17 protein-coding genes, 1 pseudogene and 1 CRISPR repeat array are annotated in these 23,198 nt (G+C 54.3%); of the genes and pseudogenes, 9 read left to right on the top strand and 9 right to left on the bottom strand.

Going from position 1 to position 23,198, the window contains the following annotated elements; translation table 11 throughout:
* The 7 genes from cas5c to cas2 all read left to right on the top strand — a co-directional run bounded on the left by cas5c (position 1) and on the right by cas2 (position 5,629).
* On the top strand, positions 1-723 hold the full coding sequence (gene cas5c / locus BAD_RS06265; protein WP_011743510.1) for a type I-C CRISPR-associated protein Cas5c: 723 nt from the start codon (positions 1-3) through the stop codon (positions 721-723).
* A gap of 3 nt (positions 724-726) precedes the next feature.
* On the top strand, positions 727-1,758 hold the full coding sequence (locus BAD_RS09395; protein ID WP_011743509.1) for a type I-C CRISPR-associated protein Cas8c/Csd1: 1,032 nt from the start codon (positions 727-729) through the stop codon (positions 1,756-1,758).
* A 4-nt stretch (positions 1,759-1,762) separates the two neighbouring features.
* On the top strand, positions 1,763-2,629 hold the full coding sequence (locus BAD_RS09390; RefSeq protein WP_011743508.1) for a type I-C CRISPR-associated protein Cas8c/Csd1: 867 nt from the start codon (positions 1,763-1,765) through the stop codon (positions 2,627-2,629).
* Between the two features lie 53 nt (positions 2,630-2,682).
* Positions 2,683-3,528, top strand: a complete 846-nt coding sequence (gene cas7c, locus BAD_RS06255; protein WP_003811034.1) for a type I-C CRISPR-associated protein Cas7/Csd2 — start codon at positions 2,683-2,685, stop codon at positions 3,526-3,528.
* Between the two features lie 34 nt (positions 3,529-3,562).
* Entirely contained in the window at positions 3,563-4,240 is a 678-nt protein-coding gene (gene cas4, locus BAD_RS06250) for a CRISPR-associated protein Cas4 (protein WP_011743507.1), read from the top strand.
* Positions 4,240-5,271 carry a type I-C CRISPR-associated endonuclease Cas1c gene (gene cas1c / locus BAD_RS06245; protein ID WP_003811029.1) on the top strand — a complete coding sequence of 344 codons (1,032 nt, stop codon included), beginning with the start codon at positions 4,240-4,242 and terminating at the stop codon, positions 5,269-5,271. Before cas4 ends, cas1c begins: the two co-directional genes overlap by 1 nt.
* Before the next feature lie 67 nt (positions 5,272-5,338).
* Positions 5,339-5,629: a CRISPR-associated endonuclease Cas2 gene (gene cas2 / locus BAD_RS06240; protein WP_011743506.1), complete on the top strand. Its 291-nt coding sequence runs from the start codon at positions 5,339-5,341 to the stop codon at positions 5,627-5,629.
* Between the two features lie 392 nt (positions 5,630-6,021).
* A CRISPR array of direct repeats spans positions 6,022-11,766; the repeat unit is 33 nt; unit sequence GTCGCTCTCCTTACGGAGAGCGTGGATTGAAAT.
* Positions 11,767-11,908: 142 nt separating this feature from the next.
* On the opposite strand, the pseudogene BAD_RS06235 reads toward cas2, so the two are convergent.
* The 4 genes and pseudogenes from BAD_RS06235 to BAD_RS06220 form a co-directional block, all read right to left on the bottom strand.
* Positions 11,909-12,346, bottom strand: a pseudogene (locus tag BAD_RS06235) (ATP-binding protein); the annotation flags it as partial.
* Between the two features lie 30 nt (positions 12,347-12,376).
* Positions 12,377-13,264, bottom strand: a complete 888-nt coding sequence (gene istA / locus BAD_RS06230) for an IS21 family transposase (RefSeq protein ID WP_113736378.1) — start codon at positions 13,262-13,264, stop codon at positions 12,377-12,379.
* Positions 13,265-14,098: 834 nt separating this feature from the next.
* Complete coding sequence (locus BAD_RS09155) at positions 14,099-14,428, bottom strand: hypothetical protein (protein WP_042990820.1); 330 nt, start codon at positions 14,426-14,428, stop codon at positions 14,099-14,101.
* A 200-nt stretch (positions 14,429-14,628) separates the two neighbouring features.
* Positions 14,629-14,937: a type II toxin-antitoxin system prevent-host-death family antitoxin gene (locus BAD_RS06220; protein WP_033507555.1), complete on the bottom strand. Its 309-nt coding sequence runs from the start codon at positions 14,935-14,937 to the stop codon at positions 14,629-14,631.
* 527 nt (positions 14,938-15,464) lie between these two features.
* On the opposite strand from BAD_RS06220, the gene BAD_RS06215 reads away from it, so the two are divergent.
* Entirely contained in the window at positions 15,465-16,409 is a 945-nt protein-coding gene (locus BAD_RS06215; protein WP_021913247.1) for an isoaspartyl peptidase/L-asparaginase family protein, read from the top strand.
* A gap of 136 nt (positions 16,410-16,545) precedes the next feature.
* Here the strand turns inward: BAD_RS06215 and BAD_RS06210 are convergent, their stop codons facing one another.
* The 5 genes from BAD_RS06210 to murI all read right to left on the bottom strand — a co-directional run bounded on the left by BAD_RS06210 (position 16,546) and on the right by murI (position 22,210).
* Entirely contained in the window at positions 16,546-18,219 is a 1,674-nt protein-coding gene (locus tag BAD_RS06210) for a peptide ABC transporter substrate-binding protein (protein WP_011743502.1), read from the bottom strand.
* A gap of 158 nt (positions 18,220-18,377) precedes the next feature.
* Positions 18,378-18,923 carry a DUF805 domain-containing protein gene (locus tag BAD_RS06205; protein ID WP_011743501.1) on the bottom strand — a complete coding sequence of 182 codons (546 nt, stop codon included), beginning with the start codon at positions 18,921-18,923 and terminating at the stop codon, positions 18,378-18,380.
* Between the two features lie 200 nt (positions 18,924-19,123).
* Positions 19,124-20,350 carry a MalY/PatB family protein gene (locus tag BAD_RS06200; protein WP_041777367.1) on the bottom strand — a complete coding sequence of 409 codons (1,227 nt, stop codon included), beginning with the start codon at positions 20,348-20,350 and terminating at the stop codon, positions 19,124-19,126.
* 155 nt (positions 20,351-20,505) lie between these two features.
* Complete coding sequence (locus BAD_RS06195) at positions 20,506-21,354, bottom strand: patatin-like phospholipase family protein (protein ID WP_041777366.1); 849 nt, start codon at positions 21,352-21,354, stop codon at positions 20,506-20,508.
* A gap of 79 nt (positions 21,355-21,433) precedes the next feature.
* Complete coding sequence (gene murI, locus BAD_RS06190) at positions 21,434-22,210, bottom strand: glutamate racemase (protein ID WP_011743498.1); 777 nt, start codon at positions 22,208-22,210, stop codon at positions 21,434-21,436.
* 85 nt (positions 22,211-22,295) lie between these two features.
* Here murI and dapF point away from each other — a divergent pair, with 85 nt between their 5' ends.
* Positions 22,296-23,195: a diaminopimelate epimerase gene (gene dapF, locus BAD_RS06185; protein WP_011743497.1), complete on the top strand. Its 900-nt coding sequence runs from the start codon at positions 22,296-22,298 to the stop codon at positions 23,193-23,195.
* Positions 23,196-23,198: the final 3 nt, after the last annotated feature.

The raw sequence follows: 23,198 nt of genomic DNA, 5'->3' as shown, positions 1-23,198 counted from the left end.
ATGGAACGGCATCGGAATTCAATCGAATATGAAGTTTGGGGTAGATACGCATTGTTCTCGGAAGTCGCCACGCGTGTTGGTGGAGAGAAGTACTCGTATCAGGTGCCAACGTATCAAGCATTGAAGGGGATTACGGAGAGCATCTATTGGAAGCCCACGTTTAAGTGGGTCATTGATGCTGTGCGAGTCATGAATAAGATTCAGACGGAGAGCAGAGGTGTTCGCACTATTGTGTACCAGCCCAAGAAAAAAAATGTTAAAAATGATCTTTCATACTACACATATTTAAAGGATGTGAGGTATCAAGTTCTTGCGCATTTTGAATGGAACGACCTGAGGGAGGAACTTGCTGATGATCGTGATGAAAACAAACATCACAACATTGCGATGAGGTCCGTGCGTCAAGGAGGCCGTCGCGATATTTTTCTGGGTGCTAGGGAATGCCAAGCTTATGTCGAACCGTGTGAATTCGGAGGGGGAGAAGGGTTCTACGACTCTTATGGAGAATGGAACATGGGATATATGTTTCATGGATTCTCGTATCCGGATGAGAATCCTGACCATAATCTGATTTCGCGCTTCTGGATGCCGATTATGAAGGATGGCGTTATCAGATTCGAATCACCGGATTCGCCGCTTCTCGATCGGCACATCGTTAGGCATGGTTTGAACGTTAAAGAATTCAACTTAGGCAAGAACGTTACATCAGTAGAGGAGGAGTGAACGATGAGTCTGTTTGGTAATTTGCTTACTACCTACGAAATGATACAGGGGGCGTCTGGTCAGACTCCTCATAGTGCAGAGAAAGATGGTGACGCTGACGCTGCGAAGAGGGCGCTGATTCCGTACGGGCATACGACTCTTCCGGTTTCGCTGACAGTGCTTGTGGACGCGAATGGTTGTATCAGAGGTGTTGCCAAGAGAAAGAGCACCATCATCATTCCTTGTACAGAGGAATCGATGGGAAGGACCATTAAGCCAGTACCGCATCCGCTGTTTGATCAGTTACAGTACGTCGATAGTGGGCGCAGTCCTGAGAAGACGAGCATGTACTTGCAGCAGCTTGCAAAATGGAAAGGTGATGACGCCAAGCTTGAAGCTGTTTTCAAGTGTGTGTCGGAGCATAGCATCAGCGAGGCTGCTGCGCATTATGGCGTGGAGCTAACGGATAAGGACGATAAAGCCGGTGTTTGTTTCGAGGTTCAAATCGGACTCGAAGATTCTGATTTATCGAATGACGTTGATATTCGGAATCGTTGGATTGCGTATCTGCAGCGTTCTCAACACAGGCTGGGGAAGGATGTTTTTGGCGAGGATCTTTATACGCCAACCACTAATTTCCCTAAAAAGGTAGTTAGCTCCGATGCCAATGCCAAGCTATTGTCTGCTAATGATTCTACGAATTTTACTTTTCGTGGACGTTTTTCCAGTAAGGAACAAGCTTTGCTGGTTGATAGTGCGTCCTCTCAGAAAATCAACTCCACTTTGCGGTGGTTGGTGAATAATCATGGAACGTTGACAGGCAATCAGGCTATCGTTGTCTGGGCAATAAAAAGACCTGAGGAAAAGCCCGTATTGAATCCGCAGTCAGGATCTTTTGATTTTGATGATTTCCTCTCGCCAATAGCTGACGAATCCAAAGCGCTTCATGACGACATCAGCGATGCGCTAAATGCGACAAATGTTCAGTATGCAAAAATTTTCTCAAGGGTTCTGAGAGGATATGAGGGTGCGGAGGATCTCGAAGACGCACAATGATCCGATGGTTGTCGTCATCTTGGATGCTGCTACAACGGGGCGTTTAGGCGTAACGTTCTACTGCGAGCTTCAGAAGGACGAATACATTAAGCGCATACTGCAATGGCATGTCGATGCAGCTTGGCCTCTTACATTTTTCAAAAAAAGCATCGTGGAGGGAGCTGAGCGGGTTAATGTCGTTCAGTATGAAGGGGCTCCATCGTTCACTGACATTATCAACTGTGCTTGTGGCACGTCTGATAGGAGCAGCAAGAGCTATAAACGCTTCGCGAAAGATGTGAAGGAACGGCTTATTGAATGTATGTTTGGCGGAGCGCAATTTCCCATGTCGATTTTGAATGCCGCATGTCATAAGGTCACCAAGCCTATGGGATACGACAATATCAGGGTCTGGCGTCGTGATTTTGAAATCGCTTGCAGCCTATGGAAAAAACACTATATCGATGAAACAAGAAAACAGCATAGACAGGAGGACGTAATAACCATGTATCTTGAACCGAATCGAGATGATCGTGATTATCTGTATGGAAGGTTGTTGGCGCTTGCCGACAATTTCGAGGAAAGCGTCTTGCGTAAGCAGGGAGTCAAGGACCGTCCAACCAATGCAATCAAATTGATGAGCAATTTCACGGCGAAGCCCTATACGACGTGGGGCACATTGTGGAAGCAGCTTACGCCATACCTTAAATCGGCAAACGGTGGGTCCTGGTTCCGTAATGAAGTCGACGATGTTATGGCTTTGTTTAAGGAAGGGGATTTTGAAGATAATAAGGCGCTTTCGCCAATGTTTCTTCTGGGATATTCATGTCAGCGGAGAGCATCTAAGCGTAAAGCGCAAGAGATTTCTCAAAAAAATAATAGCAACAACTGACTTTTGTAATTATCAGAGTCGATTCATCGCCTATAAGTAAGGAGTATGTGATTATGGCAGCTTTGGAAAATAAGATTGATTTTGCGATTGCCTTTGCGGTGAATAACGCAAATCCCAATGGTGATCCGTTGAATGGTAATCGTCCGAGAACGACGTCAGAAGGGCTGGGTGAGGTTTCCGACGTCGCCTTGAAGAGGAAGATCCGCAACCGTCTGCAGGATGCAGGAGAATCAGTCTTTGTGCAGTCTGATGATCGTTCCGATGATGGTGCCAAATCGCTGTCGGACAGGTTCAATACATATCTGAAGACCTTGCCGAAGGATGAGCAGAAGCAGAAGAATGTAGTCTTCGGTAAGGTGTGCGAGCGTTGGCTTGATGTGCGGTCCTTTGGTCAGGTTTTCGCCTTTAAGAAGGCCAAGGATACCGATGAGGTTTCGATTGGCGTACGCGGACCGGTCTCGATTCAGCCGGCATTCTCCATTAATCCCATCGCAATTGACGATGTGCAAATCACTAAATCGGTCAACAGCGAGACTACGGATTCCGGTAAAAAATCATCCGACACCATGGGCATGAAGTATCGTGTCTCTGGACGTGCCGTATATGTAACTTATGGAAGCATTAGCCCCCAGCTGGCGGAAAGAACAGGTTTCAGCGCAGAGGATGCAGAGAAAATCAAGGAAGCTCTGGTCACGCTGTTCGAGAATGATGAGAGTTCGGCACGTCCGTCGGGATCGATGGAAGTGCTGGATGTCGTCTGGTTTGCACATAACTGCAAGGGGGGCCAGTATTCTTCGGCCAAAGTTCATCGTTCCGTTTCCGTTGACGCGGATGGAACCGTGAATGTAGATGACGCTTCCATTCCAGGCCTTCGCTACGAAGTAATCGAAGGCCGCTGATTACAGCGTCCAAGCCTAGATGAGAGGTGCTTATATGAAAGGGCCAGATGGTTATTCAGAAGCAGATTGGCTGGCCCTTTCGGGTATTCAGCATTTCTCATTCTGCAAGCGTCAATGGGCGCTTATTCATATCGAGCAGCTGTGGTCAGAAAATTATCTGACCACAGCGGGGCATCTGGAACATGAACGCGCCCACGATTATGCGGCTTCTGAATCTCGCGGCGATATGCTGATCATGCGGGATTTGAGAGTCTATTCGCGAGCGCTCGGCATAACTGGAGCCTGTGATGTTGTGGAATTCCATAAGTCTAATGATGGTGTTCCGCTTCACGGAAGAGATGGATTGTGGTTGCCGTATCCGATTGAATACAAACACGGCAAATCCAAAACGATTGATGCTGATCGTTTACAGCTATGCGCGGAAGCGATGTGCTTGGAAGAAATGCTCGCGTGTGATATTCCTGAAGGTGCTTTGTTCTATCAGCAGACAAAACGTCGTGAGCGGGTAAAATTTGACGAAGATCTTCGCAACATGGTCGAAGCTGACTTCTTGCAAATGCATGATCTTTTCTCCCGTGGATGGACTCCCAAAGTGAAACAGACCAGATCGTGTTCGGCATGTTCTCTACGGGATTTGTGCCTGCCTGAATTACGGAAGATGAAATCGGCAAAAGCATATATCGAAGAACGGCTCAAGGAAAGCGGGGAGTGATGAAGCAGCTGTTAAACACGTTGTTTGTGATGACAGAAGATGCCTATCTTGCCTTGGAGAACGATAATGTTGTGATTTATCAGAATGACCAAACCTTGGCGAAAGTGCCATTACGGTCAATTGAAGGAATCATGTGTTTCTCGTATAAGGGTGCTTCGCCTGCTCTTATGGGGCGCTGCGGCAAACTGGGCGTTTCTATGGCATTCTATTCACCGAGAGGTCATTATTACTGTTCCGTGTTAGGGGAGGAGAATCGTAATGTGCTACTTCGCCGTGAACAATTTCGAGTCGCGGATGACGAACAAAAATCTTTGCGTTATGCGAAATCTTTCATTGTTGGCAAGCTTTACAATGCGAAATGGGTGCTCGAACGCACGAAACGTGATCATGCTTTGCGGGTGAACATCGACCGACTTGCCGAGCAGAGCGGCAAATTGTCGGCGGCATTGTCAAAAGCTCGAAAAAGCTTGACGATTGATGAGTTGAGGGGTGTCGAAGGGCTTGCTGCCAAAGATTATTTCTACGCTTTTGACGATTTGGTTCTGAAGAATAAAGATGATTTCTTTTTCACCAGTAGGTCGAGGAGACCTCCGCTGGACAGGCTGAATGCATTATTGTCTTTTTGCTACTCCATATTGACGAATGATTGCATTGCGGCTTTGCAAGGTGTGGGGTTGGATCCGTATGTTGGTTTTATGCATACGGATCGGCCGGGGAGAGCCTCTCTGGCATTGGATCTAGTTGAAGAGTTTCGCCCGGTGTTGGCTGACCGCTTCGTTCTGACATTGGTTAATACAGGCGCTGTTAAGCCGGGGGATTTTGAAATACGGGAGAATGGCGGGGTGCTGCTGTCTGATTTCGGGCGGAAGAAAGTGCTTACGGCGTGGCAGAAAAAGAAGAGTGATCAGATTCTTCATCCGTTCCTGCAAGAAAAAATTTCGTGGGGATTGGTTCCGTATGTGCAAGCGCTGCTGCTAGCTCGATCGTTGCGGGGTGATCTTGATGATTACCCGCCATTTATGTGGAAGTAAAAGGTGCGTAGCTGTGTGTGGCGGTATGCGATGATTCGTGGTGATGTGTTATTGGAGGTGAAAAACCATGATGGTTGTGGTTGCGTACGATGTGAGTACGGAAACCCCTGAGGGGAAGCGTCGTCTTCGTTTGGTGGCGAAGACATGCATGAAATACGGACAGCGTGTACAGAACAGTGTTTTCGAATGCTCGGTGAGTCCTTCCGATTATCTGGTGTTGGTGCACGATTTGTTGAAGATTGCCAATATTGATGAGGACAGTCTGCGCTTTTATAAACTTGGCGCTCGATATGCGGATAGGATTGAGCGTTATGGGCATGAACGGAGTTTGCCGGTTAATGATGTGATGATGATATAGCACAGGGTAAAATGGCATGGTGTCATAACGATATGGTGTGGGGTATGCCGGGTTGAGTGTTTGAGTGTGACGTGTGACGTCCGGCATCTGGAGCGTGTTCTCTAGCCGGCGGTATTGTGGTTTCGGCAAGGTGGCCGGTCTTGAAATGGTGTTTGTGCGAAGTGGAAGCGCTCATGATGAGGGGTGCCTTTCGCACCTGAAAAACTGTCGAAATCCGAATTGTGATTTTCGTGGGCGTTTGAAAACTAAATAGTGGACATTAAAATGAGACAGAAAGACAGCTGCTCGTTTTAGGCATGTTGTTCGTCGTACCGGTGGTGTTGTTTGATATGCTTAAAGCCAAGCAGCTGGCTTGCGTCTCAGAAAGTGGACAAAAATGTCCAGCTGCACGGGTCGCTCTCCTTACGGAGAGCGTGGATTGAAATATGAAGCCACCCCCTCGGCTTGGGGAGCGTCCAGGTCGCTCTCCTTACGGAGAGCGTGGATTGAAATCTCACGAGATCGCGCAACGTCTCGATGATTTGGAAGGTCGCTCTCCTTACGGAGAGCGTGGATTGAAATAAAAAGGAAAATCTGTATTGGGGCAGCACCGTACAGGGTCGCTCTCCTTACGGAGAGCGTGGATTGAAATGGTACAAACGGTTACATCCCTTAGTTATCCGATAGGTCGCTCTCCTTACGGAGAGCGTGGATTGAAATGCTTTCGTATTGGCGACATCGTTGGCTGTGCGGTGGTCGCTCTCCTTACGGAGAGCGTGGATTGAAATTACAAGGTGCATCTTGATGCGGCACCAACCGACGGTCGCTCTCCTTACGGAGAGCGTGGATTGAAATTCCATAAGTGACGTCAGCCGAATCATGCCAGTCCGGTCGCTCTCCTTACGGAGAGCGTGGATTGAAATCGAGACTCCATGGGACGATGGGCGGAGTACATGGTCGCTCTCCTTACGGAGAGCGTGGATTGAAATCCCATTGGTCGCGGAGCCATGTGTTGAGCCGTGGGGTCGCTCTCCTTACGGAGAGCGTGGATTGAAATTATGACACCTTGGAAGTCTCTCAGACGCTTTTGGGTCGCTCTCCTTACGGAGAGCGTGGATTGAAATCTACCATACGCGCACATGCAATTCGAACCAGTCAAGGTCGCTCTCCTTACGGAGAGCGTGGATTGAAATACCTTGGACGAGGCGTTTAGCCTGACCGAAGAGGGTCGCTCTCCTTACGGAGAGCGTGGATTGAAATTCGAGGTTGGTCAGGTCGGTGAGCCGGTCGGCGAGGTCGCTCTCCTTACGGAGAGCGTGGATTGAAATCCGTACCTCGGCCGCCGTATACCAGCCGTCCGTGGTCGCTCTCCTTACGGAGAGCGTGGATTGAAATTCTCCCTTGATGGCGTTGATGAATGTGGCGTGTGGTCGCTCTCCTTACGGAGAGCGTGGATTGAAATTTGCAATGGCGACGACCACGTCGCGTACGAGGCCGGTCGCTCTCCTTACGGAGAGCGTGGATTGAAATACCGTCATGAAGGTTGGAAAATTGGTGATACCAGGTCGCTCTCCTTACGGAGAGCGTGGATTGAAATCAGGTCACTCAGGTTGAGCGGGAGGCTGTAGTTGGTCGCTCTCCTTACGGAGAGCGTGGATTGAAATGAGTTCAACGATGCGCGACTGCTGCGCGGCGATGGTCGCTCTCCTTACGGAGAGCGTGGATTGAAATCGCGACGAGGTCGGCGTGATGGTCGGACGTGGCGGTCGCTCTCCTTACGGAGAGCGTGGATTGAAATAGCCTGATTACGAGCGTTACCCGCAGGAGCGTCGGTCGCTCTCCTTACGGAGAGCGTGGATTGAAATCTACTGCGCGTCATGTCAGTCAGCCTCCCCAAGAGTCGCTCTCCTTACAGAGAGCGTGGATTGAAATTCCTTATCTTGGAACGTATTCCTGCTGGAAGTTGGTCGCTCTCCTTACAGAGAGCGTGGATTGAAATTCCTTATCTTGGAACGTATTCCTGCTGGAAGTTGGTCGCTCTCCTTACGGAGAGCGTGGATTGAAATGAGATGAAGGATGGCGTTGAATCATGGCGGATGGTCGCTCTCCTTACGGAGAGCGTGGATTGAAATTACCATGTCCCGTCATTTTTACGCTGTTTATTGGGTCGCTCTCCTTACGGAGAGCGTGGATTGAAATGTCTCGCAAATGGCGCGATAGCCACGCGCCTGGTCGCTCTCCTTACGGAGAGCGTGGATTGAAATAATCCGGAATGCACCAGCAATTACTTCCAGGTGGTCGCTCTCCTTACGGAGAGCGTGGATTGAAATCTAACCGTTGGGGACAAGCCGTTTTTGAATGCGCGTCGCTCTCCTTACGGAGAGCGTGGATTGAAATTCGGCAATCGCAAATATTGCGGCGTAGAGGGAGAGTCGCTCTCCTTACGGAGAGCGTGGATTGAAATACATAAGTACCGCCGATACGGTTCACCAGCGCCGCGTCGCTCTCCTTACGGAGAGCGTGGATTGAAATACATAAGTACCGCCGATACGGTTCACCAGCGCCGCGTCGCTCTCCTTACGGAGAGCGTGGATTGAAATCGCCATTGAGCTTTCAGATTCACTTTCTGGCAGAGTCGCTCTCCTTACGGAGAGCGTGGATTGAAATATCTCCCGCCGCCACCACAACCTCATGCGCCACCGTCGCTCTCCTTACGGAGAGCGTGGATTGAAATAAGCGCAAGATGGACGCCGATGCGTGGGGAGCGGGTCGCTCTCCTTACGGAGAGCGTGGATTGAAATTCTCGCAGCACCAGCATCTTGACTTTGCGTATTTGTCGCTCTCCTTACGGAGAGCGTGGATTGAAATCGTCTGTTGACGAAGTTTTTCTTGCGCTTGCATGGTCGCTTTCCTTACGGAGAGCGTGGATTGAAATTTATACCGGTGCAGGTACGTCGTGCAGACATCCAGTCGCTCTCCTTACGGAGAGCGTGGATTGAAATGTCTTCACGCCCGAGGTGATCGCATCGTGGAAGGGTCGCTCTCCTTACGGAGAGCGTGGATTGAAATTCCGACACTCGCCTCTACAATTCCCGCGAGGAACGGTCGCTCTCCTTACGGAGAGCGTGGATTGAAATTTGCCGGCTCCGAGCAGCGCTTCGGCCACTTGGTTGGTCGCTCTCCTTACGGAGAGCGTGGATTGAAATGGCTTCGTCTACGACCTCTTCCCAGAAGAGGCGCACGTCGCTCTCCTTACGGAGAGCGTGGATTGAAATAGGGTCAGCAGCGACCCGTTGCGCTCGGTGTGGCGTCGCTCTCCTTACGGAGAGCGTGGATTGAAATAATGGGGTTCTCTCCGATCCAGCCGTGCTCCAAAGTCGCTCTCCTTACGGAGAGCGTGGATTGAAATAACGTGTCCGGCATTCCGACGTTCGCGCAGCAGGTCGCTCTCCTTACGGAGAGCGTGGATTAAAATGCCAATGGAGCGCATGGCGGCCGGTGGTGTCTGCCGGTCGCTCTCCTTACGGAGAGCGTGGATTGAAATGTCGATGTACGAGGTGCGTTCTTCATATTCGAGTCGCTCTCCTTACGGAGAGCGTGGATTGAAATTTGCTGGCATCCGCCTCTTCCCAGTTCGTGCTAGTCGCTCTCCTTACGGAGAGCGTGGATTGAAATATTCAGCGCGTTGAATACGTCAACGCTCATTGCACGTCGCTCTCCTTACGGAGAGCGTGGATTGAAATTATATCCCCAACTACAATGAGGCAGGGGCGGACAGTCGCTCTCCTTACGGAGAGCGTGGATTGAAATATCAAGCCTGAGCCACGCCATAAGCATCAAGCGAGTCGCTCTCCTTACGGAGAGCGTGGATTGAAATATGGATGAAGAGGAAGAATCCCAGCACATGCGAAGTCGCTCTCCTTACGGAGAGCGTGGATTGAAATTATGACACTCTGGAAATCTCTCAGACACTCTTGTCGCTCTCCTTACGGAGAGCGTGGATTGAAATCTCTTGACTTTTGGCGTTCCAATAGAACGCGGGGTCGCTCTCCTTACGGAGAGCGTGGATTGAAATTCGTACGCGGTTATGGCGCTTTCCCGCGCCTGTATGTCGCTCTCCTTACGGAGAGCGTGGATTGAAATGTCAAGACCGCAGCGCAGGATACCGTCGTTGTCAAGTCGCTCTCCTTACGGAGAGCGTGGATTGAAATCAGAACGGAGCCATTCCCTGCCAGTCGGCATGCGTCGCTCTCCTTACGGAGAGCGTGGATTGAAATATGCAGTTGGTGTCCGACATGGTCGGCGGCCTGGTCGCTCTCCTTACGGAGAGCGTGGATTGAAATCATGACGGTGCGGTTGGTGCCGTCCTGTGCCTGGGTCGCTCTCCTTACGGAGAGCGTGGATTGAAATATCGAAGGCACCGAAGCGGGCCATAATACTCTGCGTCGCTCTCCTTACGGAGAGCGTGGATTGAAATGCCGAGCATGGCGACATGATTCGCCCGCAATACGCGTCGCTCTCCTTACGGAGAGCGTGGATTGAAATTGCTTATTGCGTCATGTGCGGCTGCATTTCCCGAAACGTCGCTCTCCTTACGGAGAGCGTGGATTGAAATAGCGCCGACCTGACCAAGGCGCAGCTGAACCCGGTCGCTCTCCTTACGGAGAGCGTGGATTGAAATCGGTGAAGTTCGCCACGGCATGATGATCGATGACGTCGCTCTCCTTACGGAGAGCGTGGATTGAAATTCCTTTAATGGTGGGTGGGCAGTCTTAGTCGCGTGTCGCTCTCCTTACGGAGAGCGTGGATTGAAATGTGCTTCCCGGCCACACTCCCCCGGAACCCGAAGTCGCTCTCCTTACGGAGAGCGTGGATTGAAATCGCTTCGGACTGTTCCATCGTCAATGGACGCCAGGTCGCTCTCCTTGCGGAGAGCGTGGATTGAAATATCGTGAGTTTCCCGCGACTCCACGCTCTCAATGGTCGCTCTCCTTACGGAGAGCGTGGATTGAAATTCCAAGCCTGCCGCATATCCGAATGACGGTGGCCGTCGCTCTCCTTACGGAGAACGTGGATTGAAATTCCGACCTGGCCGCGGACGATCAGGGAGGATACGGTCGCTCTCCTTACGGAGAGCGTGGATTGAAATTTGCGCCATAGCTGACGAAAAGCTGCTTCCACGCGTCGCTCTCCTTACGGAGAGCGTGGATTGAAATCACGGTCGAGTCGCCCACGTCCATCACGCCCAGGCGTCGCTCTCCTTACGGAGAGCGTGGATTGAAATGGTTTGACCGGCTACGCGATTCGCGTCACGGGCAGTCGCTCTCCTTACGGAGAGCGTGGATTGAAATCTGCCGCAGCGTGACGAGCTGGTCACGCAGGATATGTCGCTCTCCTTACGGAGAGCGTGGATTGAAATTAAGGACGAATCATGAGTATCACCATAGAGAATCGTCGCTCTCCTTACGGAGAGCGTGGATTGAAATCACAAGTCTCGCCTATAACTTAGGACACTAGAGGTCGCTCTCCTTACGGAGAGCGTGGATTGAAATATCTGAGTTGCGCTTGGCATGCGCCTCTGATATTGTCGCTCTCCTTACGGAGAGCGTGGATTGAAATAATAATAGTTTCGCCATTTGCCGACGCTCTCCGGTGTCGCTCTCCTTACGGAGATCGTGGATTGAAATGGGTTGACGTACGTGGCGGTGCCCGTCACGGTAAGTCACTCTCCTTACGGAGAGCGTGGATTGAAATATCGTAATTATCGGAATTGCGCGGGGTTTCCATGTCGCTCTCCTTACGGAGAGCGTGGATTGAAATTAGGTGTAACAGTGTATGCAGTGGTTTTTGGAGTGTCGCTCTTCTTACGGAGAGCGTGGATTGAAATGAGTTTGGGAAGCTCGTATCTGACGGCCTCGCTATGTCGCTCTCCTTACGGAGAGTGTGGATTGAAATAACGGGGTAGTACTGAAATACTGCATGGCGCGGTGGTCGCTCTCCTTACGGAGAGCGTGGATTGAAATATCGCCATGCAATCATCCGACTACCTCGCGGTCGGGTCGCTTTCCTTACGGAGAGCGTGGATTGAAATATCGACCATAATCAGTCTCCTTACCAGTAGAGGGGTCGCTCTCCTTACGGAGAGCATGGATTGAAATCGACCGGAGCGGGTGCGCGGCGGCGCTCTGGTGTGTTTCTGCAAGTTGGCATCCACAGTATAGGCACTATTTTTCAGCAGCATAGGCAGCTGGTCTCCAACAGAAACTGCGACGTCGGAATCCGCCACCCTTTTCTTCCTAGCTATCTGGTCATGAGGGCGTGCTCGCTACGGTAGGAGCCTCCCTCGAATCTGACGAGCCTTCCGTGGTGCACGGTGCGGTCGATCAACGCGGCGGCCATGTTCTTGTCGCCGAGCACGCGCCCCCAGCCGGAGAACTCGATGTTCATGATATGGGCCATGCTCCGGGTCTCGTAGGAATCCGATATGACCTGGAACAGGAACCTGGAGCCCTCCTTGTCGATCGGCATGTAGCCGAACTCGTCGATGATCAGGAGCCTCGCCCTGGCGATCTGCCGGAGCTCCGTGTCGAGCCGGTCTTCCCGTTTCGCGCGGCGCAGCATCATAAGCAGCCCGGTCGCGGTGAAGAACCTGACAGGTATCGCGCGCATGTACGCGAGCCTGCCCAACGCGACCGCGAGATGCGTCTTGCCGGTGCCGACGGGCTCGTAGAGCACGAGTGGATTGGCAACAGCGTGTTGGACGGTTTCTTAGAGGACGAGTCCCTGTTCGGTGAATTCCTTCGGGCTCCGGTATCCGAGGGCGGAGCGGAGCCGCTGGTTGTCGGACCACCACACGTAGTCGTCGGGGTCATGCCTCAGTCGCTCGATCGTGGTGCAGTGGTTCCGGTACACGAGCTCCTTCTTCAGCGGCCTGTTCGTCGATTCGACCACGGCGTTGTCGTAGGGGTTGCCCTTGTGTGACAGCGATTTTTTGATGTCGAACACGTCGAGCACCGCGGCGGGCGTCACCTCGCCCCTCGCGTTCCTGCGTCCCGCGCCGGTGGCGTTGTCCATGACGATCACTGGCGGGACTCCGCCGATGTGCTCGAACACCTCGACCAGCCCGTGGCACAGGCATTCCGCGTTCTCCCCGGGCAGGCTCGTCACGTACCGCATGTTCGAATGGGGGAACGTGACGACCAGGCAGTGGTCGTCCACGAGCTCGCCGGCGATGCGGGCCTTCGCCACGCCGAAATCGATCTGCGCGACGCCGGGCGCCCAGACGAGCTCGCCGTATCCGTCGGAACCTCTCCGGTTCGCCTCGCGCCAGCGTCTCACGTACTCCGGCGTCGTCGTGTACTCGCCGTCGTACTCGGTCTCCGCGCGGAGCCTGTCGTGCACGCGTTTGGCGGTGTGGCGCTGCTTGCGTGGCGGCCTGCGGTCGGCCTCGAGCCATCCGTCGACCAACGCCGCGTACGGGTCGATCTTGGAGCCGCGGCGCCTGTCCGTGGGCGGTTTCGGCGTCATGTCGTCCATGTCGGCGTATTTCGCGACCGTGGCGCGGTCCACGTCCGGCCTCCTCGCGATCTCCGACCTGGACACTCCCTGACGGTCCAGTCTCCTGATATCTTGCTGTTTGGGCATCGGTATCGCCATCGTCCTTTCCTTCCCGAGCGCCGCCGGTTGCAGCCGGCGGATTCGTTTTTGGGCTGCGTCTCGGGAATATACAGGCACGGCGGGCTGGTGCCTGTTTTCGTCTGGGCGGTCATATGGTGCAGTTCCTGATGGAAACCAGCGGCCCCATACTGCGGAAAAACAGTGCAGAAATTGCTTAAGAAAAATTGAAGCAAAACACGAAAGGAGGATGTATGTTTAATCGTGGCAAGTCGCATCCCATACGGGATGCGTGGATTGAAATTTCTACGATCACGGAAATTCGTAGACGCGGTGCGTCGCATCCCATACGGGATGTGTGGATTGAAATACGATAAGCGTGTACGACCGGACCTTCACTACCGGTCGTATCCCATATGGGATACGTGTATTGAGATGGTCCGCTTTTGAACTGCCGTTTTTTGATTTATCGCTCACTTCACATGACATATGTCGGTTTGGTCAGTTAATTTGTGAATATTCGACCATACGACTAGAGTGGCCTGTGGCTTTCCGGTCGGCTTCTTTGCTGGCTGGAAGTTTTGCACAGACTTGATTTGTATCTGCCGTGTGCCTGCGTTGTATTTACATCGCGCCAGCATGTGTGCGGAAGCAGATCGCAAGCGAATGGTTCTCAGTACCATCCATGTGAGTCAAGCACACATCTTTTGAGAAGCAGTCGCGATGCCGGGAGTCGGGTTCGTCGTAATTCAAACGTCGCGTCCGTTCCCGGTTTTTTATCTGGCATACGGTGTCACTGCGGGAAGTGAGAATGAGTTCCGCGCCCGCTACGATGAACAGTGCAAACGATTATTACTTGTGTGTGTGGGGGGCGTTCTAATCTGCGGATGGCGGAATCAATTTACCCGATTGGTGCTCATCTTCGCGTTCTCGCAGGTAATCGCGAAATTGTTCGTATTCCTCGTCGCACCAAGGATTTTCATCATGAACTTGTCCAAACAAGGTGATCATATCCTTCGGAGGAGTGAGGTTGAACTCGATGATGGCGTCAACGCCATTTTCGACTGGCACTCCCGGTCCATCATGGTCAAGGATGTCTTGATCGAGATTGGCGTCGTAGTTGTATCCATGGTCTCTTAGAAATGAAATCATCATTTCCGCAAGACGTACATAACGGTCATATTCCGGCCTGCCGAACGCTGCCATTTCAGTCAGCTCCTCGTGTGATTGATAAATCGCCTTTGTGCATGGATACTGCTCCGACCAAAAGTGAAACCTGTACGTATCGCAATGCCATCCACTATATTCAATCTGGCTGTGCAAGACGTCGATTTCTTGATTTCATACAACCTGCATCGCCATATCAAAATATACAAAATTGTCCACTTGCCGGTTGTTGATGGACCTTATTCGAATTCTGGTTCAAAACCGTCATCAATCGGCTCATAATCTTCGCCGAATACGTCTGCATCGGTTAGCAGTGTGCTGTCATCGTTGCGTAGGCGTTCCACGGCTTTGCGGTATAGCGCGAAATTTTCTTCAGCCTGAGTGAGCCGGCGATAGTCGGCGGGCGTGATTATGACCGCGCTGGGCTGATTGTTTTTGAGTACGACGACTGGATGGTTGTCGCCCACCTGACTTAATGCTTTGCTTGCTCCGCCGTGGTTAAGGCTGGTGACGGAGACCATGCTGTCAAGGATCGATGCGGCTGACATGTTTCTCCTCTGCGAGATTTGAAAACGCATAAAAAAGTATACGAATAAGTATACGAATATCCATTTATTGTCAATCTATCAGTCGCATCGCATGTGCGTTAGCTACACTTATCCGCATAAGTGTAGCTAACGTTAAAATAAGCTACATTTATCTCGATAGGTGTTGCTTACGAGAGTTTTTGCGATGGATAATTATTCAGCCATTTCGATATACATGAATCCGTAGGGGCCACAACGACTTGTGTTTCCGATTTACAAGCGTGGCTTTGCTTAAGAACGTGATTTTGTCCGGGGAACGATGCGCTTGACACATACTGGCACTACCAACGGAGGAGCACCATGAAATACGAGATTGCGATTTGCAAAAGTATGAAACGTAAGAAAGGACGCAGTCGCGCTTCGATATGTTTTTGATTGCGTAACGGCGCGACGGCATCGCTTTTGCGCATGTCGGGCGCTTCGTTGCCGCAACCGGCGTAAGATATCTGCGAATGTCAAACATAAGCGAGATATCTGAAGGAGAGAAGATGTCAACAAACGAAGCAGCATTGCCGCAGTCGACGGTCCGGGTTGCCCAGGCTGATCCGGATGGAATCCTTCTGGTGATCCACGCAGGCGCTGGCAATCGCGGCAAGAAGGACACGCCGGAACGTCGCGCCCAGGTGGAGCAGGATCTGAACAGGGCCCTTGAAGCCGGCTATGCGCTGCTGGAACAGGGCGCTCCGGCCGAGGATGCCGTCTGCGCGGCCATTCGTGTCATGGAGGATGCTCCCGAATTCAATGCTGGCCGTGGTGCCGCGTTGACGAGCGAAGGCATCGTGTCCATGGATTCCTGCCTGATGACCGGCGTTGACGGCGAAGTCGGCTCCGCATGCGGTCTGACCACGTCCAAGAACCCGATCAATGTGGCGCGCGCCATCAAGGAGAAGACCAAGCACGTCATGTTCGCCAAGCCGGGCGATAACCTGCTCAAGGAGTGGGGCATCGAACTGTGCGACAGCGAGTACTTCATCACCCCGGCCCGTCAGGAATCCCTGCGTGAGGCGCAGTCCAATGGCGACGAATGGGAGAAGCATGGCACCATCGGCGCCGTCGCACGTGACGCGTCCGGCAATATCGCAGCCGGCACCTCCACTGGCGGCATCACCAACCAGATGCCGGGCCGTGTTGGCGATTCGCCGCTGCCGGGTTGCGGCACTTACGCCAACAACGATTCCGTTGCAATCTCCTGCACCGGCATCGGTGAGGCGTTCGTCAAGGAAGTCGCCGCACACCAGGTTTCCGACCGTGTGCTGTATGCCAAGGAAGATCCGGTCGAGGCTGCGAAGGCCGCGCTGGACGGTGTGGCCCGTCACCACGGCGACGGTGGCATGATCGTCGTCCCCGCCCATGGCGACGGTGCGATGGTGTTCAACAGCGAGATGATGAACTGCGGTTGGAAGTCCCCGAAGGGCAGCTACGTGCAGAGCTGACGCCATAGGTTTGACGCCGTAAGCAAATAAACCGAAACGGCTGTAAAACGCCGAGTGGGGGTTCGAATCCATTAAGGATTCGAACCCCCACTCATTTTTCGTTGCCGATTGGCAGCGAAACGTCACAACGAAGCCGTCACTTGGTGATGGTGTTGTAGGTAGGCAGGTTGGTGTAGTCGAACGACACGTTCTTCACGTTCGTTGCGGACACGGCCGCGACGTTGTCGTTCCACAGCGGAATCACCGGCAGGTCGTTGGCCAGCACTTCCTGGGCCTTGGTGAAGTCCTCGGTGCGCTTCTTCACGTCGGTCTGGGCGAGCGCGGCGTTCAGGAGCTTGTCGAATTCTTCGCTCTTGTAATCGCCATCGTTCGAACCATGGCCGTCGGCGGAGCTGGATGCGTACAGCGGGTTGAGGTAATCCTCGGCGGACGGGTAGTCCAGCATCCAGCCGGAACGGAACGCGGTCTTGATGGTGCGGTTGGTCACCTGGTTGCGCACGTCGCTGAACGTGGCGTACGGTTCGCCGGCGGCGTCGATGTCGAGTGTGTTCTTGATCTGGTTGCACACGGCGTCGACCCATTCCTTATGGCCGCCATCGGCATTATAGGCGATTCGGAAGTTGCCGGACCATGGCTTGATGGCATTGGCTTTCTTCCACAGTTCCTTGGCCTTGGAAGCGTTGTACTTCAGGTTGTCGCCGTTCTTCTCCAGCTTCTTCACATATTCGGGGACGAGCGGTGAAGTGAAATCGGTGGCCGGGGTCTTCGTGTTGTTGTAAACCTTCTTGACGATCTGGTCGCGGTTGATGGCCATGGAAATGGCCTGACGACGCAATTGGCCTTCTTCGTCGTTGCCGAAATGCTCAAGACGTTCCGGAATGACGAAGGACTGGAATGAGGATCCTGCCTGGCTGTAGGCGATCACGCTGGAATCCTGACGGAAGGTCTTCACCGCGGACTGCGGAATCTGATCCATCACGTCGAGGTTGCCGGACAGCACGTCGGAGTAAGCGGAATCCTCATTCGTATAGACGCGGTATTCGATGCCGTTGTTGGATACCTTGCGACTGCCCTTATAATCCTTGTTCGGCACGATGATGATGTTCTTGTCATGCGACCAGGACTTGAACTTGTACGGACCATTGCCAATCGGAGCCTGACCGAACTTCTTGATGTCCTTAAATGCCACGCTCGGCAGCGGGAACATGGATTGGTGCGCGAGCTTGGTCGGGAACACGGAATCAGGCTTGTTCAGCTCGACGACCAGCGTGTAGTCGTCCGGAGTGGAAAGACCGGAAAGTGTGGCCTTCGGATCGACGTTCGGATCCTGCAGCTCGTCATAGCCCTTGATGGTGGAGAAGCGGCTCGAGGTCTTCTGCGCGTTCTTCACATTGGCGGCGAAACTCCAGGTGTCGGCGAAGGAATGGGCGGTTACTGCCTCGCCGTTGGTGAACTTCCAACCCTTCTTCAGTTTGATCGTGTACTTGGTGGCATCCTCGTTCGGGGTGATACTCTCGGCGACTTCGAGATGTTGCTTGCCCTTCGCGTCGAAGCTCACCAGACCTTCGAACAGGTAGCGGATGACCTTGCCGCCGCCCATTTCGTTGGTGTCGCTCGGAATCAGACCGTTCTGCGGCTCGCTGTTGTTCACGGAAATCAGCGAGGTGTCGCTGGAATTGCTGGTGGCGGCGTTGTCATCGGATGACGAGCGGCACGCGGCGACCGACATCAGCACGGTTCCCGCCGCGGCCATGGCGACCAGGCGGTGGAGCATGTTTCTCTTCATTGTTTTCTCCTCTGATGTTGACATTCCGTCGCTTATGACGGCGGAAAGACAATAGACGTGATTATAGGAGTTTTGTTAACCGAGCTCACTGCTCTGTCTCAATGTGAGATGGAACGTTTCCATACAAAAGGGCTAAGAGGGTAATGCAGGGAGGGAAGAGGGGCGGGATGCCGCTGAGAACATCAGTCGAAGCGGACGCCCTCGGGCTTGCTGGGCAGCGAGTACAGGAATGCTTGGATGATCAGCGAGATGCCGGCCATGCCGAGGCTGACATAGAACAGCGTGAGCAGCATTCCCGGGAAGCTGTTCGGGTCATGAAAGTCGAGTTTCGGTGGCTCGTGGGGGATGACCATGATCATGCCGATTTCGATGATGACCAGGCCGAACGCAATGACGACCAGCATCGCAAGGGCCAGAATGGTGCCGACGTGCCCAAGCAGAAACCACCAGCCGGTGCGGTTGGCATCATGCAGCCTTCTGAAGGAGATGGCCATGATCGGTACCATGGTGGCCAGCATCCACAGTATTCCGGACACCGTTCCGGCAGCCGGAATAAGGAATATCAGCACGCTGACCGGAATGAAGAACAGCATGGCGAGCCAGAACTCGCGTCTGCTGGAACGCCCCCGAAACTCCATGTAGCCGATGAAAAAACGTTTGACGGCATCAATGAAACCGCAGTGGTAGTCGGGCGTCCATGTGCCGTTGCCGCTGTAGGGGAATCGCATATTCGTAAAGCCTTCTTCTCAATGAAACGCATACGCTGGATTCGCGTCGCGCGTCCACCGACGGTGGTGTGCGGCCATCGTAACATGCTGCTATTCGCCCATAGCGCAACCGTTGCAATCGCAATGATTCGGCGGATTTTCCCGCAATATGGCGTGTGTGGCCGCCCATAGCGTCGGTCACACACGAAAGACGGAAAACTTTAAAGCAAACCGTCCGCCTGCAACGCGTCATGCATACGGTTGAGGCAATCCACCAGCAGCGGATACGGCATCGCCATGTTCACGCGCACGCAGCCGGCTCCCGCGCGGCCGCACGAACGGCCGTCGGTCAGCGCCACCTTCGCCTTCTCAAGGAAATACGCGGCCGGATCGTCAATGCCAAGCGGGCCGAAATCCAGCCATGCGATATACGTGCCGCGCGGGCGAATATAGCCAACGCCCGAGAACCGCGTGCGCATCTGCTTGTCGAACAACCCAAGATTGCGTCGCACGTAGGAAAGCGCGTCCTGGAACCACGGATCGCCCTCGTTGTAGGCAGTGGTGGTGGCGATCGCACCGATCGTGGCGGTCTGATGCTCGCTCCACTCCGCACGTTCCGCCCACATCTCACGGTCCGCCGGATTCGTCAGCAGCACCTGCGCGCACTTCGTACCCGGAATGTTGAACGACTTCGACGCGCTGGTAGCGGTCATAGACTGCCGCGCGGCCGCCTTGCTGATGGTCGGATACGGAATATGACGCCCCTCGAACACGAACGGCGCGTGAATCTCATCATTGAAAATACGCACGTCGTACCGTTCCGCCAGCTCGCACAGCCGCTGCTCCTCGGCCAACGTAAGCACCTTGCCGATCGGATTGTGCGGATTGCACAGCACGAACGCATGGCAGCCAGCCGCGAACGCGCGTTCGATGGCGTTGAAATCGAACAGCCATTCGCGCTCGCCGGTCGTTTCGTCGGTTCCCTGAAGCATTTCGATTTCGATCACGTCGACGTCGTACAGCTTCGGCACGCTCAGGAACGGCATGTACGCGGGCGTCGGCACGACCACGGCATTGCCGGCGCCGACCAGCTCGCGCAGGAAGATCTCGTACGCTTCCAACACGTCCGGCACCACGCGGATGATGTCCGGATCCACGTCCCAGCCGTAGTGGCTTTTCTGCCAGCCGGCGCACGCCTCGGCCACGCGGCGCTTCCACGGTTCGGGAATGTAACCGAGTTTGCAATGGTCGCAGGCGCTGTCGATGGCCTGCTGGATGCACGGCGCCAGGCCGTAGTCCATTTCCGCGATGAACGCGCCGATACAGCCGGGGTAGCGGGTCCACTTGTCGGAACCGACTTCGGCCAGATCTGCGGCGGTAGTGCGATCGATGGCATCGGCATCAAAGCCGGAAAAAATACGATTCTGCTTTTCCATGCGTTCCAGCATAGCCGCCGCCCGGTTACGCGTGTTGCGATGCCGTAACGTACATACGACGGCTGCCATGTAATCGTCGTATGTACGATTGCTGTCATGCGATCACTGTCATACGGTTGCCGTTAGGGCCGTTGGAAACGCATGACAGCGCTGCGGAAGAACGGATTTCAGCTTTCCAAGAACGCTGGAATCGCGGCAGCCGCCGCATATCCGGCGCGGTACATGCGTTCCAGACCTTCGAACGACTTGCTCAGCGTGTTCAAGCCGTACATGCTTTCCGGCGCGAGGATGAGCACACGGCCATCCTTCTCGTATTCCTTGGCCAACGCCATCTCGTCGTTGTACGTCTGATAGCGGTTCATCAGCTTTTCCGCGGCCTCCGGGTGCGTGCGCTTCAGGATCGTGGCCGGGCCGATGTCCTTCTTCTGTTCGCGTACGGTGTCTTTCGGACGGGTGAGAATCACCACGATGCGGTCATAGCCGTCATCGATGGCCTTCTGCACCGGAATCGGATCAGCGATGCCCCCGTCGTAATACGGGACGCCGTCGATCACATACGGTTCGCACGCCACCGGCACCGCCGATGACGCCTTCATGATGTCGTAATTGTCGTAGCCGACGTCCGACTTGTCGAAATACTTCGTGGAACCATCGTCCGCATTGCAGGCCACCACGGTGAATTCGGTCGGATTCGCCGCAAACGCCTCGTAATCCACCGGATTCTCGCCATCGTGGTTGCTCAGCGTGCTGTACACGTAGTCGAGGTTCGCGTAATTGTGGTTCTTCACATAGCTGTCGAAGCTCGCGTATTCCTTACGGAACGCGTACTGCGTGTAGAACGTGTGGTTTCGCCCGTGCTGTCCGGAAATGTAGGAAACCATATTGGCGCTGCCGGCGGAAACACCATAGCAATGGTCGACATGTATGCCGTCCTCCAGCATGCGGTCCATCACACCCGCGCCGTAAATCGCGCGGAAACCGCCGCCGACGTCGATCATCGCTGTCCTGTTGGCCATATGCGCCCGTCCTTTCGCAAGTCCGTCCCTTTTGCCGGGTTTTCATTCGACTTTACGCGGTCTGTCGGGACATTCGCGCTCAGCGATCAAGCAGCGACTGCGCCAACTGCGCGATTCGTGCGGAAGTGTCGGAATTGGCCAGATCGATGCTGCCTTCCGCGTCTTCCGGAGCGAGCTTGCCCAACGATTCGAGCACCACGCCAAGGTGACGCACGGTGCCTTCATTGCCGTCGATGATCGCCGCCGTATCAGGCAGCAGTTCGCGGAAATAATCGCGGTAGAACACGAAATGCGTGCAGCCGAGCACAACGGAGTCGATCGTGGACAGATCGTATTGGTCGAAATACTGGTGCAGCGTGCGCATCACCACATCATGGTCGTCAAGCTGCCCATGCTCCACGATCTCCACCAGACCGGGGCAGGGCTCCGGAAAAATCGTATGGTCGGCCTTGAAACGGTCCATCAGCACGGCGAACTTGCGTTCACGCAACGTCAGGGGAGTGGCGGCCACGATGACGCGCTGACGCTTGCCGTGACCACGGTCGCAAGCCACCTTCAATGCCGGCTCCATGCCGATGATCGGAATGTCGTATGTGTCGCGCAGTTCGTTGGCTGCGGCGGAAGTGGCGGTATTGCAGGCGATCACGACCGCTTTCACGCCTTGTTCCACGAATCGTTTCACAATGACGTCGGACAGTTCGCGCACCTGTTCGGGCGATTTCGTGCCGTACGGAGCGTTCGCGGAGTCGCCGAAATACAGCACATGCTCGTTCGGCATGTCGCGGCGGATCTCACGCGCTACGGAAATACCCCCCAAACCGGAATCGAAAACGCCGATAGGTGCCGTTGAAGCCATACGTCCTCCTTTGCCATCGCGCGCATGCCCGCAGGCGCATACGCCAAACGCTTTCAATAGCCTACCGCGTGTAGAGTGAACTGGTATGAGCATTCCAAGCATTGTTTACAAAGCGCACGCCACCGGCAACGATTTCGTGGTGTATCTCGACGAAGACGGTACGCACGAGCCGACCGCCGATGAAGTGCGATTCCTGTGCGACCGACATTTCGGCATCGGCGGCGACGGCCTGATCCGTCTGGCGCATCCGCAGGCGGTGTCCGATGTGAACGAAAGGCAGATCGCCGATTGCGCGGCGGGCGATGCGGACTGGTTCATGGACTACCGCAACGCTGACGGCTCGCTGGCTGAGATGTGCGGCAACGGCACACGTGCGATCACGCTGTTCGCGCAGCGGCAGGGCATCGCCGACCAGCCGGGCGGCAAGCCGTTCCATCTCGGCACCCGCGCCGGCGTGAAGGTCCTGACTTCGCTCGGCGATGTGCCGGGCCTCGGCAAGGACGTGTTCCAGGTGGAGATGGGCGCATGGAAGCGTGGCGACGTCGACGGTTACGAAGTGACCATTCCGGGCACGTCCGGTTCCGCGCGTGGCACGTTCGTGGACATGGGCAATCCGCACGTCGTGGCCGTGCTCGAGGACGCGTTCGCCAGCCTGCCGAACGTCGAAGACCTTGATCTGGTCACCAAGCCGGTCGTCGCGCCCGAGATTCCGTCGGACCAGAACGTGGAGTTCGTGCGCATCGACGAGCAAAGCGAAGGCGACGATGCGGGCGAGGCCACCATGCGCGTCAACGAACGCGGTTGCGGCGAAACCCTGTCGTGCGGCACGGGCCTATGCGCCACCGCCATCACGTTGCGCGCCAAAACCGGCATCGACCATTGGACCATCACCGTACGTGGCGGCACCTTGCGCGTCGACGTGACCGACGAAGACGTGAAGCTTACCGGCAGCGCCACCATCGTAGGCAAAATCGAACTGCTGTAACCG

The organism is Bifidobacterium adolescentis ATCC 15703 (genome assembly GCF_000010425.1).
In the GTDB taxonomy this organism is placed as follows: domain Bacteria; phylum Actinomycetota; class Actinomycetes; order Actinomycetales; family Bifidobacteriaceae; genus Bifidobacterium; species Bifidobacterium adolescentis.
The sequence above is the reverse complement of the archived record's forward strand: the minus strand, read 5'-3'. Positions and strand labels throughout refer to the sequence as shown.

Bases quoted from the DNA above. Each gene is read 5' to 3' on its own strand.
- murI (WP_011743498.1), bottom strand. From the start codon at position 22,210: ATGGCTTCAACGGCACCTATCGGCGTTTTCGATTCCGGTTTGGGGGGT.
- BAD_RS09395 (WP_011743509.1), top strand. From the start codon at position 727: ATGAGTCTGTTTGGTAATTTGCTTACTACCTACGAAATGATACAGGGG.
- BAD_RS06220 (WP_033507555.1), bottom strand. From the start codon at position 14,937: ATGTCAGCCGCATCGATCCTTGACAGCATGGTCTCCGTCACCAGCCTT.
- BAD_RS06205 (WP_011743501.1), bottom strand. From the start codon at position 18,923: ATGCGATTCCCCTACAGCGGCAACGGCACATGGACGCCCGACTACCAC.
- BAD_RS06215 (WP_021913247.1), top strand. From the start codon at position 15,465: ATGTCAACAAACGAAGCAGCATTGCCGCAGTCGACGGTCCGGGTTGCC.
- cas2 (WP_011743506.1), top strand. From the start codon at position 5,339: ATGATGGTTGTGGTTGCGTACGATGTGAGTACGGAAACCCCTGAGGGG.
- istA (WP_113736378.1), bottom strand. From the start codon at position 13,264: ATGGCGATACCGATGCCCAAACAGCAAGATATCAGGAGACTGGACCGT.
- cas7c (WP_003811034.1), top strand. From the start codon at position 2,683: ATGGCAGCTTTGGAAAATAAGATTGATTTTGCGATTGCCTTTGCGGTG.
- BAD_RS06210 (WP_011743502.1), bottom strand. From the start codon at position 18,219: ATGTCAACATCAGAGGAGAAAACAATGAAGAGAAACATGCTCCACCGC.
- cas5c (WP_011743510.1), top strand. From the start codon at position 1: ATGGAACGGCATCGGAATTCAATCGAATATGAAGTTTGGGGTAGATAC.
- BAD_RS09155 (WP_042990820.1), bottom strand. From the start codon at position 14,428: ATGGCAGCGTTCGGCAGGCCGGAATATGACCGTTATGTACGTCTTGCG.
- BAD_RS09390 (WP_011743508.1), top strand. From the start codon at position 1,763: ATGGTTGTCGTCATCTTGGATGCTGCTACAACGGGGCGTTTAGGCGTA.
- BAD_RS06200 (WP_041777367.1), bottom strand. From the start codon at position 20,350: ATGCTGGAACGCATGGAAAAGCAGAATCGTATTTTTTCCGGCTTTGAT.
- BAD_RS06195 (WP_041777366.1), bottom strand. From the start codon at position 21,354: ATGGCCAACAGGACAGCGATGATCGACGTCGGCGGCGGTTTCCGCGCG.
- dapF (WP_011743497.1), top strand. From the start codon at position 22,296: ATGAGCATTCCAAGCATTGTTTACAAAGCGCACGCCACCGGCAACGAT.
- cas4 (WP_011743507.1), top strand. From the start codon at position 3,563: ATGAAAGGGCCAGATGGTTATTCAGAAGCAGATTGGCTGGCCCTTTCG.
- cas1c (WP_003811029.1), top strand. From the start codon at position 4,240: ATGAAGCAGCTGTTAAACACGTTGTTTGTGATGACAGAAGATGCCTAT.